Source organism: Pseudonocardia sp. NPDC049635 (assembly GCF_040659795.1).
GTDB lineage: Bacteria > Actinomycetota > Actinomycetes > Mycobacteriales > Pseudonocardiaceae > Pseudonocardia.
This window is the reverse complement of sequence record NZ_JBFAON010000005.1, coordinates 148,899-164,700: the sequence shown is the minus strand read 5'-3', so window position 1 is coordinate 164,700 and position 15,802 is coordinate 148,899. Positions and strand designations below refer to the sequence as shown.

Sequence of the window (15,802 nt, the reverse complement as noted above, 5' to 3'; positions counted from 1 at the left end):
CCGCGGAACGCGCCGGGACCGGCGCCGGTGGGCGTTCCGCGGAACGCGCCGGCCACCCTGGACCGACCCGGTCCGCACCGGGTGGCCCCGGTGCTCACGGACCGGTCGCGTGCTCAGCCACCTGCCTGGGCCCGCAGCACCTCGGCGGCCTCCCTGGTGATCTCGGAGTGGCGCCGGCAGTGCTCGTGGTGGTCGGCGTGCGCGCCGCAGGCCGCCGAGCTGGCCTCGCAGGCGAGCATCGCGGCGTCCACCGCGGCCCGGACGACGGCCTCGTCCCCGTGCCGCCGTCCCAGCACCCGTGCGGCGGCCGAACACAGGTCCGCACAGTCCAGCGCGAGCAGGATCTCGCGTTCCATGCCACCGGCGGCGACCATCGCCGACGCGCACGCCGTGCTCGCCCGTTCGGCGTCGTGCAGTGTCTCGAGGACGGCAGGCGGGGTCGTGACGCCCGCTGCCTCCAGCACGTCATGGCTCATGTCCACTCCTTTCGACGGTGACCGTCACCACGGCCGAGCGTGGCAGACCCCGCACCATTGCGCCCGGCAACTCATCCGTACGGGGTGCCGGACCGGCGGATAGCCGTGCCGCGGCAGCCGGACAGCCTCCGTCGCGTCCGGTTCGTCCCGGCGCAAGTCGGGCCGTGCACCCGTCGGAGTGACGTGTGCGACGGGTTCGGCCACCGGCACGCCTGGGAACAGCGACGTTCACAGCGAGTCATGAAGAGGCCGCAATCCGGACCCCTAGGGGTATCGAATGGACTCCAACCCAAGATGTAGTGTCCGCAGCACTGGTGGTTCACCGGCCCGCTCGGGTCGGTGAGGCAAGAGGGAACCCGGTGCGATTCCGGGACTGCCCCGCAGCGGTGAACGGGAACGACCGCCGTCAACAAGCACTGGGAGCGATCCCGGGAAGCGACGGCCAGTAGGGACGAGCAGGACGCCCGTGAGTCCGAAGACCTGCCACCGGGGTGCACGCCGCCGGTGTGCACAGCTCCGGGGCCTCGCGGGAGGGCGCCAGGGCGCGGCGGGCCGGGTCCGTCGTCGCCTCCTCGCGCGGGCCACGGGCCGACGGCGACTCGCGAGGAGAGACCCGTGACCGCAAGCACCGCTCCCCCTGCATCGACGCACGACGCCGCTCCGCCCGGTCTGCGGGTGATCCGGCGTGACGGTACCGAGACGGAGTTCGACCCGAGCAAGATCTCGGTGGCGATGGCGAAGGCGTTCCTCGCCGTCGAGGGCCCGTCCACGGCCGCGTCGTCGCGGGTGCATCATCTCGTCGCCGAGCTGACCGAGCAGGTCGTCGGCGCGTTGCACCGGCACCCTGCCCCGGCCGTGCACGTCGAGCAGATCCAGGACCAGGTCGAGCTGGCTCTGATGCGCGGTGAGCACCACAAAATCGCCCGTGCGTACGTGCTCTACCGGGAACAGCAGGCGCAGGCCCGCAGCACCGGACCCGCCGCCCCACCGGCACCGACCGTGCATGTCGTCGGGCCGGACGGCAGCCGGGTCCCGCTCGACCGCGACCGCGTCGAGACCGTGCTCGCCGAGGCGTGCGACGGCATCGAGGACGTGTCGCAGGAGCCGGTACTCGCCGAGCTGGACCGCACCGTCTACGACGGCATCACCGCCGACGAGCTGTCCCAGGCGCTGGTGATGGCCGCCCGCACCCTCGTCGAGCAGGAGCCGAACTACTCGCTGGTGGCGTCGCGGCTGCTGCTCGACCGGCTGCGCGCCGAGGCCGTGTCGCACCTGTCCGGGACCCGGGAGACGCCCGACCAGGCCACGATGGCGCAGCGCTACGCCTCCTACACCAGGGACTACCTGCGCCGTGCGATCGACATCGGGCTCGTCGACCCGGAGCTCGCCACGTTCGACCTGGACCGGGTCACCGCGGCGATCCGGCCGGAGCGGGACACCGAGATCGGCTTCCTCGGCCTGCAGACCCTGTACGACCGCTACTTCCTGCACGAGCGCGGCGTCCGCTTCGAGCTGCCGCAGGCGTTCTTCCTGCGGGTCGCGATGGGCCTGGCGATCCGGGAGGTCGACCGTGAGGCGCGGGCCGTCGAGTTCTACGAGCTGCTGTCGAGCTTCGACTTCATGGCCTCCACGCCCACCCTGTTCAACTCGGGCACGACCAGGCCGCAGCTGTCGTCGTGCTTCCTGACCACCGTCGACGACGACCTGGACTCGATCTTCGGCGGTTACCGCAACAACGCGCTGCTCGCCAAGTACTCCGGTGGCCTGGGCAACGACTGGACGCCGGTGCGCGGGCTCGGCGCGCACATCCGCGGCACCAACGGTGTCTCGCAGGGTGTCGTGCCGTTCCTCAAGATCGCCGGTGACACCGCGGTCGCGGTCAACCAGGGCGGTAAGCGCAAGGGCGCCGCCTGCGCGTACCTGGAGACCTGGCACGTCGACGTCGAGGAGTTCCTCGACCTGCGCAAGAACACCGGTGACGACCGGCGGCGCACGCACGACATGAACACCGCGAACTGGGTGCCGGACGAGTTCCTGCGCCGGGTGCAGGCGGACGCGGAGTGGACCCTGTTCTCCCCGGACGAGGTCCCCGACCTGCACGACCTCTACGGCACCGCGTTCACGCAGCGGTACCGCGAGTACGAGGCGGCGGCCCGACGGGGTGAGATCCGGGTGTACCGGACCGTGCGCGCGGTCGACCTGTGGCGGCGGATGCTGACCATGCTGTTCGAGACCGGGCATCCGTGGATCACCTTCAAGGACCCGTGCAACCTGCGCAGCCCGCAGCAGCACTCAGGGGTGGTGCACTCGTCGAACCTGTGCACCGAGATCACGCTGAACACGAAGGCCGGCCCGGACGGTGAGGTCGCGGTCTGCAATCTCGGCTCGGTGAACCTGGCCGCGCACATCGTCGGGACGGGGAACGATGCCGCACTCGACACCGACAAGCTCCGCCGCACGGTGACCACGGCCGTCCGGATGCTGGACAACGTCGTGGACATCAACTTCTACACGATCCCGGAGGCCCGCCGGTCGAACCTGCGGCACCGCCCGATCGGCCTGGGGATGATGGGTTTCGCCGACGCGCTGTTCCTGCAGCGGATCGCGCCGGGCAGCGACGCCGCGGTCGAGTTCGCCGACCGCAGCGCGGAGGCGCTGAGCTATCACGCGATCTCGGCGTCGTCCGACCTGGTGACCGAGCGCGGGCGCTACGCCAGCTTCGAGGGCTCGCTGTGGAGCCGGGGCATCCTGCCGATCGACTCGCTGGAGCTGCTGGCCACGGCCCGCGAGGAGGGCGAGCTGGACGTCGACCGGTCGACCACCCTCGACTGGGACGGCCTGCGCTCGAAGGTCCGCAGCCAAGGCATGCGCAACTCCAACGTGCTGGCGATCGCCCCGACCGCGACGATCTCGAACATCTGCGGGGTCGCCCAGTCGATCGAGCCGATCCACCTGAACCTGTACGTGAAGTCCAACATGTCGGGCGAGTTCACCGTGGTGAACCCACACCTGGTCCGCGACCTCAAGGAGCGCGGCCTGTGGGACGAGGTGATGGTCGCCGACCTGAAGTACTTCGACGGGTCGCTGGCCGAGATCGACCGGGTGCCCGCCGATCTCAAGGAGCTGTACGCGACGGCGTTCGAGATCGAGCCGCGCTGGCTGATCGCGGCCGCGTCGCGCCGGCAGAAGTGGCTCGACCAGGCACAGTCGTTGAACCTCTATCTGGCCGGCCCCAGCGGCCGCAAGCTCGACGAGCTGTACCGGCTGGCCTGGCGCAGCGGTCTCAAGACCACCTACTACCTGCGGACCCGAGCCGCGACCGCGGTGGAGAAGTCCACCCTGAAGGGCACCGACGGACGGCTCACCGGCGTCCCGACCGGCACGGCCGACGGCCGGACTGCCACCGGACCGGCCGTCGGCGACCCGGTGCCCGGCAGCACACCCGCGGTCCCGCCGAACGGGACCGCGCCCGCCGTGCCGGTGAACGGCACGCCGCCGACCACCGACCCGGCCACCGACGGCATGGAGCTCGATCTCGACCCGGCCGTCGCCTGCTCGATCGACGACCCCGACTGCGAGGCCTGCCAGTGACTCCTTCGACCACCGCCGAGAACACCGTCCCGGCCCCCGACGCGACCGGACTCGGCGAGATCGAGCGCGGCGCCGCACCGGTCCACGCCGACGACAAGCGCATGATCAACGCCCGGACGGACGTCAACCAGCTGCTCCCGATGAAGTACCACTGGGCATGGGAGAAGTACCTGGCCGGCTGCGCCAACCACTGGATGCCGACCGAGGTCGCCATGCAGGCCGACATCGCACTGTGGCGCACGCCGGGCGGACTCACCGACGACGAGCGCCTGATGCTGACCCGCAACCTGGGCTTCTTCGCCACTGCGGAGTCGCTGGTCGCGAACAACATCGTGCTCGCCGTCTACCGACATCTCACCAACCCGGAGTGCCGCCAGTACCTGCTGCGCCAGTCGTTCGAGGAGGCCGTGCACACGCACACCTTCCAGTACGTCTGCGACTCGCTGGGCCTCGACGAGGGAGAGCTGTTCAACGCCTACCGCCAGGTCCCCTCGATCACCGACAAGGACACCTGGGCGCTGCACTACACCCAGGCGCTCTCCGACCCGAGCTTCCGGACCGGCACCCCGGAAGCCGACCGGGCCTTCCTGCGCGACCTGATCGCCTTCTACGTGGTGTTCGAGGGCATGTGGTTCTACACCGGGTTCGCCCAGATCCTGGCCCTCGGGCGGCGCAACAAGATGATCGGCATCGCCGAGCAGTACCAGTACATCCTGCGCGACGAGTCCATCCACCTGAACTTCGGCATCGACTGCATCAACCAGATCAAGATCGAGAACCCGCACCTGTGGACGCCGGAGTTCGTCGACGAGATCCGCGGCATGCTGCACGAGGCCTGCGAGCTGGAGGTCGCCTACGCCCGCGACACCATGCCGCGCGGGATGCTCGGCCTGACCGCCGAGTCCTGCGAGCAGTACCTGCGATTCATCACCGACCGCCGCGCCGAGCAGATCGGGATCGCGCCGCTGTTCGGGAAGGTCGAGAACCCGTTCCCGTGGATGAGTGAGGCGATGGACCTGCGGAAGGAGAAGAACTTCTTCGAGACCCGGGTGACCGAGTACCGCACCGGCGGCTCCCTGGAGTGGGACTGATCCTGCGCGGCCTGCAGCACCCACCGGTGCGCCGGCCCGACAGCAACCGGGCCGCGTGCAGCGCGACCGACCCGACGACGGCAGCCAGGGGCCCGCGTCGTCGCTCACCCGGCATAATTGAACATCTCGACAGTTGATCTAAGGTTCCCTCACAACTACGGAGGGTGTCCATGGCTCGGATCGGTTCGACCGTCGTTCTGCTTGTCACCGCACTGGCGGCGGTGTCCTGCGGCACGGCCGGGGACGCGACGACGGCACAGGAGTGTCGGACCGTCGCCCATGAGTTGGGTTCGGCGTGCGTGCCGCAGGACCCGCAGCGGATCGTCACTCTCGACTCGGTGACCGTGCTGCCCACGCTGTTGGAGCTCGAGGTCCCCGTGGCGGGTGCGCTGCGCGTGTACCCCTCCGGGGATCCCTTCCCGGACTACCTCGACGAGTCCGACACCGCCGGGATCGAACTGGTCGGCACCATGCAGGAGATCGACCTCGAGCAAGTGGCCGCGCTGCAACCGGACCTGATCATCGGGACGGCACCGATGCTCGAGCCGGTCCTGGCGCAGCTGGAGCAGATCGCGCCGACCGTGGGCGTCGGCTTCTCCTTCTACCATTCCGGGTGGGCCGATGACATCCGCCTGATCGGCGCCACCGTCGGTCGGGAATCCGAGGTGGAGGAGCAACTGGCCGGCCTCGCCGCAGAGGCGGACAAGACCAGAACGCAGGTGATGGCGGGCGGCGCGGAGCGCACCCTGAGCAGGGTCGACGTCTATCAGGGGGCGCCGCTCTACTATTCCTACGGTTGCACGTGGATCGGGGAGGTGCTGGCCTCGGCTGGTGTTCGGCAGCCCGACGGGCAGCGTTCGGAGTGCACGGACGGGGACATCCAGTCCGCACTCAACTCGATCTCCCTGGAGGAGGTCTCCGTGCTCGAGGCCGACGCGATCGTCGCTTACCAGCAGCAGGACTCCGACTCCGCGCTCGGGGCGAGCCCGCTCGCCGAGCTGGAGCGCTCGCCCCTGTGGCAGGACCTCGACGCCGTGCGCGGCGAGCGGGTGTTCGTGTTCGGCGACGCCTGGGGACTCGGGGCGTCGGTTCCTGCCGCCGAGCAGGTCCTCGCCGACCTGCGCACAGAGATCTTCACCGGCTGAGTTGCCGCGCCGAGCCCGGCACGCCACGAGCTGCAGAGTCTCTCCAGCGGGCTGTCCCGCTGGTAAGTGACGCCAGGACGCCGAAGAACTGTGCAGCCACGACAACCTCCGTATCGCGGCTCGCGGGGTGGCGGTGGTGCGGGATCGCCTGGCCGGACATCAGCAGCGGGGTCGGTCTGATGTCGAACGGGATCCCGCCGGTGGGGTGCCCGCCGGTCCGCTCGGACAGTGCACCGACCTCCACGAGCGGGGCGTCTGCAAGATCGGGATGGAGCAGGAGGGGCTCGACGGGGCCGTCGAGCAGGGTGAGCACGACGAGTTCGGTGGCGAAGGGGTCGTTGTGCAGCGGGCTCCCGTCCCCGTCGCGGTGGTAGTTGTAGACGACCCCGGTCGGTACGACCGTGGCCCCGGTCGTTTCGGTGATGTGGCGGGCCAGCGGCCCGGTCCAGTGCCAGGAGAGCAGGGCCGGTCCCGGGTCGGCGTAGCAGAAGCCCCCGAAACCGCTGGTCACAGAGCCACGTTCGATGGAGAAGCCGGGGGTGGTGGAGTGGCCGTCGACGGCGTCGGGCCGAAGGGAAAGAGCTTCTCGTCGCAGATCGGCGCGCGTCGGCTCGTCGATGACGTCGGTGAGTCTGGTGTGCACGTGCCCGAGCTCGGGGGCACTGTTGCGGGGCGAGGACGGAGGCGACGAGCCGGTCCCAGACGTTCCTGGCGATCGCACCGGCCGCGGCCGATCCTGCGACGTGCGGGTCCAGCACGTCCGCCGACGGCGACTGCCCGGCCAGCGCGACCCGCAACCGGCCACCGGTCCGGGGCGGGCCGGCGGCCGGTGACACCGGTTCCGTGGCGCTCGCGCACCCGCCCAGCGCGACCGCGCCGGCCAGACCGGCCGCACCGCGCAGCAGCGCCCGCCGCGTCAGCGTCGCCCGGCGGGCGGATCCGTCGATCTTCATGGAGACGATTGATACATGAACACCTGCTCAAGTATCCGGTGAAGCACGTCACCTGCGTGGCCTGGGCAACACCAGCGGGGTTCCGGTCAGCGGGTCGGACGTCACCAGCGCGTCCACCCCGAACACCGACGACACCAGCTCCTCGGTGACCACCTCGGACGGGGCGCCCTCGGCGACGATCCGACCGCCGGACATCGCGATCAGGTGGTGCGCGTAGCGGGCGGCCAGCTCCAGGTCGTGCAGCACCATCACCACGGTCCGGCCCTGTTCGTCGTTGACCGCGCGCAGCAGCTCCAGGACGTCGAGCTGGTGGGCGAGATCGAGGAACGTGGTCGGCTCGTCGAGCAGCATCGTCTCCGGGCCCTGGGCCAGCACCAGCGCGATCCACGCCCGCTGGCGCTGCCCGCCGGACAGCTCGGCCACCGGACGGTCCGCCAGATCGGTCAGCCCGGTCGCGGCCAGCGCGGCGGTGACGGCCTCCTCGTCGCCGGTGGACCACTGCCGGAACCAGCGCTGGTGCGGATGCCGCCCGCGCCCGACCAGATCGGCGACGGTGATGCCGTCCGGTGCGGTCGGCTGCTGCGGCAGCACGCCCACCCGGCGGGCGAGCTCGGTCGCCGGAAGCCGGGTCAGCTCGGTGCCGTCGAGCAGGACCCGGCCGGCCTGCGGGCGCATCAGGCCGGCGAGCCCACGCAGCAGGGTCGACTTGCCGCAGGCGTTCGGCCCGACGACCACGGTGATCGCCCCGTCCGGGATCTGCACGCTCTGCCCGTGGACCACCGGGTCCCCGGCCGTGTAGCCCAGGCTCAGGTCCTGGCAGGTCAGGGTCATCCGCTCGCTCCGATCCGGTTGCCGCGCACCAGCAGTGCGATGAGAACGGGTGCCCCGACGAGCGCCGTGAGCACCCCGACCGGGAGCTCGCGCGGCGCGAAGACGGTGCGGGCCAGGAGATCCGCGGTCACCACCGTCAGCGCACCGGTCCCGGCGCAGGCCAGCAGTCCGGGGCTGCGTTCGCGCAGCACCCGGCGGACGATCTGCGGCGCCACCAGCGCCACGAAACCGATCGGCCCGGCGGACGCGGTGGCCAGCGCGGACAGCCCGACCGCGCCGGTCAGCAGCACCCCCCGGGTCCGGTCCACCCGCGGGGACAGCGCCCGGGCCAGGTCGTCACCGAGCTCGAGGACCTGCAACCGCCGGGTCAACCCGAGCATCGGCGGCAGCAGCAGGCACATCCCGAGCGCAACCGGTACGACGTCCGGCCACGAGCGGCCGGAGAGGCTGCCGACCAGCCAGACCGCGGCCTGGTAGGCGGCGTTGACGTCGGCCCGGCTGAGCAGGAACGTCGCCGCCGCGCTGAGGATCGCCGCGACCCCGATGCCCACGAGCACCAGCCGGTAGCCGGAGAACCCGTTCCGGTAGGCGACCGCGTAGACCGTGACGGCGGCCACCGCGGCCCCGGCCAGCGCGCCGCCGGTCACCCAGGCCGCCGACGCGCCGAATCCGATGATCATCAGCACCGCACCGGCGGACGCGCCCGCGTTGATGCCGATGACGTCCGGGCTGACCAGCGGGTTGTGCGCAATGCGCTGCAGCACCCCACCCGCGACCCCGAACGCGGCGCCGACCAGCACCCCGGTCAGTGCGCGTGGGATGCGCCCGTTCACCACGACGTCGTAAGTGATCAGGGTGCCGTTCCCGGCGATCGTGTCGAGCACCGTCGTGAGCGGCATCGCGTACTCGCCCACCGTCGTCGCGCACAGCGCCACCAGGAGCGCGCCCAGCCAGGTGAGCGTGCCGAGCACCAGCCCGCGCATCCCGAACCGGACCGAGAGCGGACCGCGGCGGACGACAACGAACCCTGCCCCGCCCACCAGACCGTCGCGGCTTCCGGTCCGGTCGCGAGTCACGGTCCGGTCACGAGTCACAGCGTCGCCACCTTCCGTGTCCGAACCAGGTGGAGGAAGACCGGGCCGCCCAGCAACGCCGCCGTCACCCCGATCTGGACCTCCTCCGGCGCGATCACCACCCGGCCCGCGACGTCGGCGAACAGCACCACCGCCGCACACAGCAGCGCCGAGGTCGGCAGCACCCACCGGTGCGCCGTCCCGACCAGCAACCGGGCGGCGTGCGGTGCGACCAGACCGACGAAGGCGACCGGGCCCGCGACCGCCGTCGCCGTCCCGGCCAGGACGACGACGGCGACCAGGCCGGCCACCCGGGTCGCTCCCGGGCGGGCGCCCAGGCTGCGGGCGGTGTCGTCGCCGAGCGCGACCGCGTCGAGCCTGCGCACCAGCACCACCGCGAGCAGCACCCCGACCAGCGCGAACGGCACCGCCTGGCCGACCGTGAGGAGATCGGCCCGGGCGAGCGACCCGATGACCCAGTAGCGGTAGCGGGCGAACAGATCGCGGTCGAGCAGGACGAACGCCGAGGTCATCGCCATCACCAGGGCGGAGACGGCGGCCCCGGCGAGAGCGAGCTTCACCGGCGTCACCCCGTCCCGGCCGGTGCCACCGATCAGGTAGACCGCGGCGGCGGCCAGCGCGCCGCCGAGAAAGCCGAACCAGACGTAGCCGGTCAACGACCCCACCCCGGTGAGCGCGATGACGGCGATCATCGCGGCGGCGGCACCGGCGTTCACCCCCAGCGTGCCCGGCCCGGCCAGCGGATTGCGGGTGACCCCCTGGGCGAGGGCGCCGGCCAGCCCGAGGCAGACCCCGGCCAGCAGCCCGGCCGCCGTGCGCGGCAGCCGGACGTGCCGCACGACGATGTCGGACTGCGTCCCGCCGAAGTGCAGCAGGCCGTCGTACAGCTGCGTCCAGGCCAGCGGCCGGGCGCCCACCTTCATCGACACCATCGCGGCCGCCATGACGAGCAGCACCGCGGCCGGCAGCACCCACGGCGCGGCCGGCCGGGCCCGCGGGCCGGCCGGCCGGGTGGTCGCGGCCGTGCTCACTCCGGGTGGACCAGGTCCGCGACCCGCTCCGCGGCGTAGGGGGCGCGCAGGCTGGCCGCCCGGTCGGCGAAGAGGAAGGCGTGCACGGCACCGTCCCGGACGGCGGTACTGCCCGAGAGCGCCGGGTCGTTCATGATCTGGTCCACGTCGGCCTGCCCGTCCGCGACGACGGTCGCCGGGTCACAGCAGGTCGAGGTGAGGATGACGTCCGGGTCCCTGGCGATCAGCTCCTCGGTGGACACGGCCACGTGCCGGCGCTCGGTGAGATCGCCGAACACGTTCTCGGCGCCCGCCATCTCCAGGACGCGGCTCCCGAAGTCGATCCCGGAGGCGACCCGGTAGCTGCCGTCGTCGTCGTTGAGCAGGATCGCGACCCGCGGCGCCGGCAGCCCCTCGACCCGCTCCCGGACCGCGGCCACCCGCGCCTGTAGGTCGGCGACCAGCTCCTCGGCCCGGTCCGGCACGTCGAGCACCCGGCCGAGCGAACGGAGGTCGTCGTAGATCGTGTCCATCGACACCTGGGCGGGGTCGATGGCCTCGTCGGACAGCCCGTCCTCGGACGGGCAGAGCGGGGCGTTGATCCACGTCCGGACCCCCAGCTCGCCCAGCTCGGCGCGGGTGCTGACGGTCTCGCTGCCGGAGGAGGCGAAGGCGTTGTTGTAGCCGGAGAGGACGAAGTCGGGGTTCGTCTGCAGCAGCGCCTCCCGGCTCGGGAGGTCCGGGATGTAGGGGAGGTCCTCCTGGGCCTGCGCGAACTCGTCGAGGACCGGCGCGTCGAGGTACGCGGTGCCCACCAACCGGTCGCTCACGCCGAGGGCGTGCAGGGTCTCGATCGCCGGCTGGTAGAGGGCGTAGATCCGCTGCGGCGGCGCCGCGACCGTGACCTCGATCCCGCAGTTCACCTCCGTCACGACACCCGCGCCGCCGACGTCACCGTCCTGGGCGGCGGGCGGACCTCCGCAGGCCGCCAGCACCAGCGCGCCGACAGCGAGCAGGGTGACCGGCAGCATCCGGCGGGGAACGGACCGGACGGACATCGTGGCTCCACATCGTCGGGGTCATAGGAAACCTGACGACATGTTCATATGTCACATCGGTCGGGAGATCCACCGCACGACGGGATTCTGTCCGGAACGTCACCCCCGCCCGTCAGGACGGGAGCTCGGCCATCAGCTCGGTGGCGTCGGCGACGTCCTGCTCGGTCGGGGCGTCGTCCTGGGTCAGGTCCCGGCGCCAGTAACCGGTGAACGCGACGACCCGCTTGTCCAGGCCCCGCTCACCGACCAGGTGCCGGCGCACCGCCCGGACCGCGGAGGCCTCCCCCGCCACCCAGGCGAACACCTCGCCCTCGGGCAGGCTCACCGAGCGCACCGCCTCGAGCAGCGACGCCGGCCGGTGCACCCAGTGCACGGTCAGTTCGGCGGGGGAGGTGAGCGCCTGCTCCTCGGCGGCGTCCGCGACCTCGATCACCGCGACGGCCTGGACGTCGGCGGGCAGCTGCTCCAGGGTGGCGCCGATCGCCGGCAGCGCCGTCTCGTCGCCGACCAGCAACCGGACCGGCTGACCGGACGGTGTCCGGTACCCGGCGAGGGCCGGACCGAGCACTCCGACGACGTCGCCGATCGCGGCGGAGGCGGCCCACCGGCTCGCCGGGCCGGTCTCGCCGTGGTCGGCGCCGTCCGGCCCGTGCAGCACGAAGTCGATGACCATCCGGCCACGTTCACCGTCCAGCACGCGCGGCGTGTAGGTCCGCATCCACGGTCGCCGCTCCTCCGGGACGGCGAGGTAGCGGGAGTACCACCCGGCGACCCCGCTGCCGTCCTCCGGGGCGCCCGGGATCTCCGGGGTTCCGCCGTCGCGCGCGATGAACAGCTTCACCTGCTGGTCCGGCGCCAGCGATGCGGCGCCCTGCCAGTCGTCGGACTCCAGGGTGATCCGCCGCATCCGCGGGGTCAGGGGCTCCACCCCGGCCACCCGGCCGAGGACGTAAGGGGGCAACGGCTGTGTCATGAACTCTCCTCGGTACCGGGGGTGGTGGAGACCAGCCGCCAGCCGCGGGCACGGCGGCGGGACTCCCAGAAGTCGGCGTAGCGACCGCCGAGCTCCAGCAGTTCGGAGTGGGTGCCCTGCTCGGCGATGCCGCCGTCGCCGAGCACGACGATCCGGTCCGCGCCGACGACGGTCGGCAGCCGGTGCGCGATGACCAGCACGGTGGCGCGCCGGGTGAGCGCCCGCATCGACTCGGTGAAGAACCGCTCGTTCTCCGGGTCCAGGGCGGCGGTCGCCTCGTCGAGCAGGACGATGTCGGCATCCTTGAGCAGCGCCCTGGCGATCGACACCCGCTGCCGCTCCCCGCCGGACAGCGAGGTGCCGCCCTCGCCGACGCGGGTGGCCCAGCCCTCGGGCAGCCGCTGCACGATCTCGGTGACACCGGCCAGCCGTGCGGCCTCGGCCAGCTCGGCCGGGCTCGCCTCCGGACGGCCCAGGCGGACGTTGTCCTCCAGCGTCCCGTCGAACAGGTAGACGTCCTGGAAGACCAGCGCCAGCTGCGCCATCAGGTCCTCGGTGGTCTGGTCGCGCACGTCGGCGCCACCGACCCGCACGGTCCCGGCGTCGACGTCGGCGAAGCGGGCGATCAGCCGGGTGACGGTGGTCTTCCCGGACCCGGAGGCGCCGACCAGCGCGACCGTCGTGCGCGGCTCGACCCGCAGCGACACCTCGCGCAGCACCGGCGAGCCCGGTTCGTAGGCGAAGGTGACCCGGTCCAGCTCGATCGCACCGGGCTCGGGCCGCGCGACCGACCGGGCGGGCTCGGGCAGCGGCTCCTCGGACAGCACGGCGACCAGGCGGCGCAGGTCGTTGCGGGCGATCCGGACGACGCCCGCGTAGTCACCGGCCTCGGCCAGCGGTCCGGTGAACCGGGCCCCGAGCGCGACCAGGGCGATCATCCGGACCGGGTCGAGGGTGCCGCCGAGCGCCAGGTAGGTGCCGGTCAGGATGAGCACGCTGAACGTCACCTGCACGGCGAACGACCCCGCGACGATCCCGGCCGTGGCCAGCCACAGCGACCGGCGACCGGCGCGGCGCTGCCCCTCGATGGCGTCCTCCAGCGGGGCGTAGCCCCCGGCGGCGCGGCCGAACGCGCGCAGCACCCGCTGTGCCCTGGCGAACTCGACGACCCGGTCCCCGGCGACGACCGCGGCCGCGTCGTCCAGCTCGTCGCCGCGGCCCACCCAGCGCGCCGCGAAGCGGAACGCCGCCCACAGCAGCGGCACACAGAGCAGCGTCGCCACGGCGAGCCGCCAGTCGAACAGCAGCATCGCCAGCGCGATCGTCGCCGGGGTGGCGATGGCGACGATCAGCGGGGTCAGCAGGTGCGCGAACAGTCCGGCGACCATCATGGTCCCGCCGGTGACCAGCCGGGACAGCCGCCCGACCCGCTCGGTGGAGAACCAGCCCAGCGGCAGCGACGCGACGTGGTCGCCCAGCCGCTCGTGCATCGTCTCCAGCACCACCAGCGCGACGCCGAAGCCGCGCATGGCCTGCACGTGATAGGCGACGCAGGCCGCGGCCACGGCGACCAGCAGCACCCCCGTCCAGGTCCACGCCGCGGCGGTGTCGCCGACCAGCAGCGCCTCCAGGAAGGGCACCAGCAGCACCATCGCGACGCCCTGCAGCACGCCGAAGCCGGCCACCCAGGCGAGGTAGGTGACCATCCGGCGGCGGTGCTGCGGGCCGAGGATCAACAGCAGATCGGAGATCATCGGGCGTCCTCCCCGGTCCGGTGGGCGGCCCACATCGCGGCGTAGCGGCCGCCTGCGGCGACCAGCTCGTCGTGCCGTCCGGACTCGACGATCCGTCCACCGTCGACGACTGCGATCCGGTCGGCGCCGGTGATCGTCGAGAGCCGGTGCGCGATGACGATCACGGTGCGGCCGCGGGCGAGCTCGGACAGCGCGTCCTGGATCTCGGCCTCGGACTCCGGGTCGGTGAACGCGGTGGCCTCGTCGAGCACCAGGACCGGTGTGTCGGCGAGCAGCGCGCGGGCGATGGACACCCGCTGTGCCTCGCCGCCGGAGAGCAGCGCGTCCTCACCGACGACCGAGTCGTAACCGCGCGGCAGCGCGAGTATCCGTTCGTGGATCCGGGCGGCCCGGCAGGCGGCGTGCAGGTCCTCGTCGGAGGCGTCCGCGCGGCCGAGCCGGATGTTGTCGGCGACCGTGCCGTGCAGCAGCTGCACGTCCTGCAGGACGAACCCGACGTGCCGGTAGAGCACGGCCGGGTCGATCTCGCGGACGTCCACCCCGCCGATCCGGACCTGCCCGCCGGTCACGTCGTGGAACCGGGCGACCAGCGTCGCGAGGGTGCTCTTGCCGGATCCGGACGGGCCGACCAGCGCGGTGACCGTCCCCTCCGGACAGTCGAGGTCGATCCCGTGCAGCACCTCGGCCCCGTCGGAGTAGGCGAACCGGACGCCGTCCAGCTCGACCCGGTGCCCCCGCAGTTCGCGCGGGGTGTCCGGCACCGGGAGGGCCGGTGTCTGCAGCAGCTCGTGGATGCGCAGGGCGGCGGCCGCGGCGGTGCGCCGGTTCTGCGCGCCGAAGCCGAGCGCCATGATGGTCGTCGGGACGACCATCGAGATCAGGATCCCGGTCATCGCCTCGACCGGGGTGATCCAGCCTGCCTCGACGAACCAGACCGTGCCCGCGCAGGACAGCAGCAGCACGAACGGCGCCGAGATCGCCATCGTGGCGAACACCTCGATCCGCAGCATCGGCCGGACCCACTCGGAGTAGAACCGGCTGAAGTCGCGGGCCGCGTCGAGGTAGCCGCGATGCGCGCGCCGGGCCTGGCCGAAGGTCTTGACCACCGCGATGCCGGTCACGAACTCGACGACCGCCGAGCTGATCCGGGCGTTGCCGGCGTCCATCTGCTGGGCCTTCTCGACGTGACCGCGCATCATCCAGGCGTAGGCGGCCACGTAGAACGGGATCGGTGCCAGGGCGAGCAGCGCGAGCCGCCAGTCCAGCCAGGCCAGGTAGCCGAGCCCGGCGACCGGCAGCACCCAGGCCCCGACCCACTCGACCGGGTGGTGGGCGACGATCTGGTGCAGCTCGTGCACGTCGTCCTGGGCGGACTTGCGGACCACACCCGACGAGCGCTCGGAGAACCAGCCCAGCGGCACCCGGCCCAGGTGGGCGACCATCCGGCGGCGCAGGATCGCCTGCAGCCGCACGTCGGCGAAGTGGGTCAGGGCCAGCGCCACACCGGTGAGCAGCCCCCGGGCCCCGAGCCCGCCGACGATCAGCCAGACCGCGCCGAGCACGGCGCCGGAGTCGGGCGGGCCGGGCTCCAGGAGCGTGCCGGCCAGCCAGGCCAGCGCCACGAACGGCACCAGCCCGGCCGCCGCACCGACGGCGGACAGCACCTGGGCGAACCGGATCGTGCCGCGCACGGGGCGGAGCAGCTCGGCCAGCGCGGCCGCCTCGGCGCGGGCACGGACGCGTGGGTCCGGCGGTGCCTCGGCCGCCGGGACGGCCTGGGTCCGCTCGTCGGTGGTCGTGGTCACGGGGTCTCCAGGATCGGGCGC

12 protein-coding genes and 1 riboswitch are annotated in these 15,802 nt (G+C 72.4%); of the genes, 3 read left to right on the top strand and 9 right to left on the bottom strand.

Annotation, left to right across the window (positions count from 1 at the left end):
* Nucleotides 1–113: 113 nt before the first annotated feature.
* Nucleotides 114–476 carry a hypothetical protein gene (locus AB0J24_RS09060; protein ID WP_358677795.1) on the bottom strand — a complete coding sequence of 121 codons (363 nt, stop codon included), beginning with the start codon at nucleotides 474–476 and terminating at the stop codon, nucleotides 114–116.
* Nucleotides 477–774: 298 nt separating this feature from the next.
* Nucleotides 775–979, top strand: a riboswitch (cobalamin riboswitch).
* A gap of 112 nt (nucleotides 980–1,091) precedes the next feature.
* Between AB0J24_RS09060 and AB0J24_RS09055 the strand changes: the two genes are divergently transcribed.
* The 3 genes from AB0J24_RS09055 (at nucleotide 1,092) to AB0J24_RS09045 (ending at nucleotide 6,303) form a co-directional block, all read left to right on the top strand.
* Complete coding sequence (locus AB0J24_RS09055; protein ID WP_358677792.1) at nucleotides 1,092–4,067, top strand: ribonucleoside-diphosphate reductase subunit alpha; 2,976 nt, start codon at nucleotides 1,092–1,094, stop codon at nucleotides 4,065–4,067.
* Complete coding sequence (locus AB0J24_RS09050) at nucleotides 4,064–5,158, top strand: ribonucleotide-diphosphate reductase subunit beta (protein ID WP_358677790.1); 1,095 nt, start codon at nucleotides 4,064–4,066, stop codon at nucleotides 5,156–5,158. The genes AB0J24_RS09055 and AB0J24_RS09050 overlap by 4 nt, the downstream gene beginning before the upstream one ends.
* A 170-nt stretch (nucleotides 5,159–5,328) precedes the next feature.
* On the top strand, nucleotides 5,329–6,303 hold the full coding sequence (locus tag AB0J24_RS09045; RefSeq protein ID WP_358677787.1) for an ABC transporter substrate-binding protein: 975 nt from the start codon (nucleotides 5,329–5,331) through the stop codon (nucleotides 6,301–6,303).
* Here the strand turns inward: AB0J24_RS09045 and AB0J24_RS09040 are convergent.
* From AB0J24_RS09040 to AB0J24_RS09005, 8 genes are all read right to left on the bottom strand, one after another.
* The gene (locus AB0J24_RS09040) at nucleotides 6,293–6,814 is read right to left on the bottom strand and encodes a hypothetical protein (protein WP_358677784.1); all 522 of its coding nucleotides are present in this window, start codon (nucleotides 6,812–6,814) and stop codon (nucleotides 6,293–6,295) included. The two genes, AB0J24_RS09045 and AB0J24_RS09040, sit on opposite strands and share 11 nt — an antisense overlap.
* A gap of 490 nt (nucleotides 6,815–7,304) precedes the next feature.
* Nucleotides 7,305–8,087: an ABC transporter ATP-binding protein gene (locus AB0J24_RS09035; RefSeq protein WP_358677781.1), complete on the bottom strand. Its 783-nt coding sequence runs from the start codon at nucleotides 8,085–8,087 to the stop codon at nucleotides 7,305–7,307.
* On the bottom strand, nucleotides 8,084–9,181 hold the full coding sequence (locus AB0J24_RS09030) for an iron chelate uptake ABC transporter family permease subunit (protein ID WP_358677778.1): 1,098 nt from the start codon (nucleotides 9,179–9,181) through the stop codon (nucleotides 8,084–8,086). The genes AB0J24_RS09035 and AB0J24_RS09030 overlap by 4 nt, the downstream gene beginning before the upstream one ends.
* Entirely contained in the window at nucleotides 9,178–10,212 is a 1,035-nt protein-coding gene (locus AB0J24_RS09025; RefSeq protein WP_358677775.1) for an iron ABC transporter permease, read from the bottom strand. Before AB0J24_RS09025 ends, AB0J24_RS09030 begins: the two co-directional genes overlap by 4 nt.
* Nucleotides 10,209–11,249, bottom strand: coding sequence for an ABC transporter substrate-binding protein (locus tag AB0J24_RS09020; RefSeq protein WP_358677772.1), 1,041 nt, complete (start codon nucleotides 11,247–11,249; stop codon nucleotides 10,209–10,211). Before AB0J24_RS09020 ends, AB0J24_RS09025 begins: the two co-directional genes overlap by 4 nt.
* Nucleotides 11,250–11,361: 112 nt before the next feature.
* Entirely contained in the window at nucleotides 11,362–12,222 is an 861-nt protein-coding gene (locus AB0J24_RS09015; protein ID WP_358677769.1) for a siderophore-interacting protein, read from the bottom strand.
* The gene (locus tag AB0J24_RS09010) at nucleotides 12,219–13,976 is read right to left on the bottom strand and encodes an ABC transporter ATP-binding protein (RefSeq protein WP_358677767.1); all 1,758 of its coding nucleotides are present in this window, start codon (nucleotides 13,974–13,976) and stop codon (nucleotides 12,219–12,221) included. Before AB0J24_RS09010 ends, AB0J24_RS09015 begins: the two co-directional genes overlap by 4 nt.
* Complete coding sequence (locus AB0J24_RS09005; protein ID WP_358677764.1) at nucleotides 13,973–15,781, bottom strand: ABC transporter ATP-binding protein; 1,809 nt, start codon at nucleotides 15,779–15,781, stop codon at nucleotides 13,973–13,975. The genes AB0J24_RS09010 and AB0J24_RS09005 overlap by 4 nt, the downstream gene beginning before the upstream one ends.
* Nucleotides 15,782–15,802 lie beyond the last annotated feature (21 nt).

Bases quoted from the DNA above. Each gene is read 5' to 3' on its own strand.
- AB0J24_RS09060 (WP_358677795.1), bottom strand. From the start codon at position 476: ATGAGCCATGACGTGCTGGAGGCAGCGGGCGTCACGACCCCGCCTGCC.
- AB0J24_RS09045 (WP_358677787.1), top strand. From the start codon at position 5,329: ATGGCTCGGATCGGTTCGACCGTCGTTCTGCTTGTCACCGCACTGGCG.
- AB0J24_RS09035 (WP_358677781.1), bottom strand. From the start codon at position 8,087: ATGACCCTGACCTGCCAGGACCTGAGCCTGGGCTACACGGCCGGGGAC.
- AB0J24_RS09020 (WP_358677772.1), bottom strand. From the start codon at position 11,249: ATGTCCGTCCGGTCCGTTCCCCGCCGGATGCTGCCGGTCACCCTGCTC.
- AB0J24_RS09015 (WP_358677769.1), bottom strand. From the start codon at position 12,222: ATGACACAGCCGTTGCCCCCTTACGTCCTCGGCCGGGTGGCCGGGGTG.
- AB0J24_RS09010 (WP_358677767.1), bottom strand. From the start codon at position 13,976: ATGATCTCCGATCTGCTGTTGATCCTCGGCCCGCAGCACCGCCGCCGG.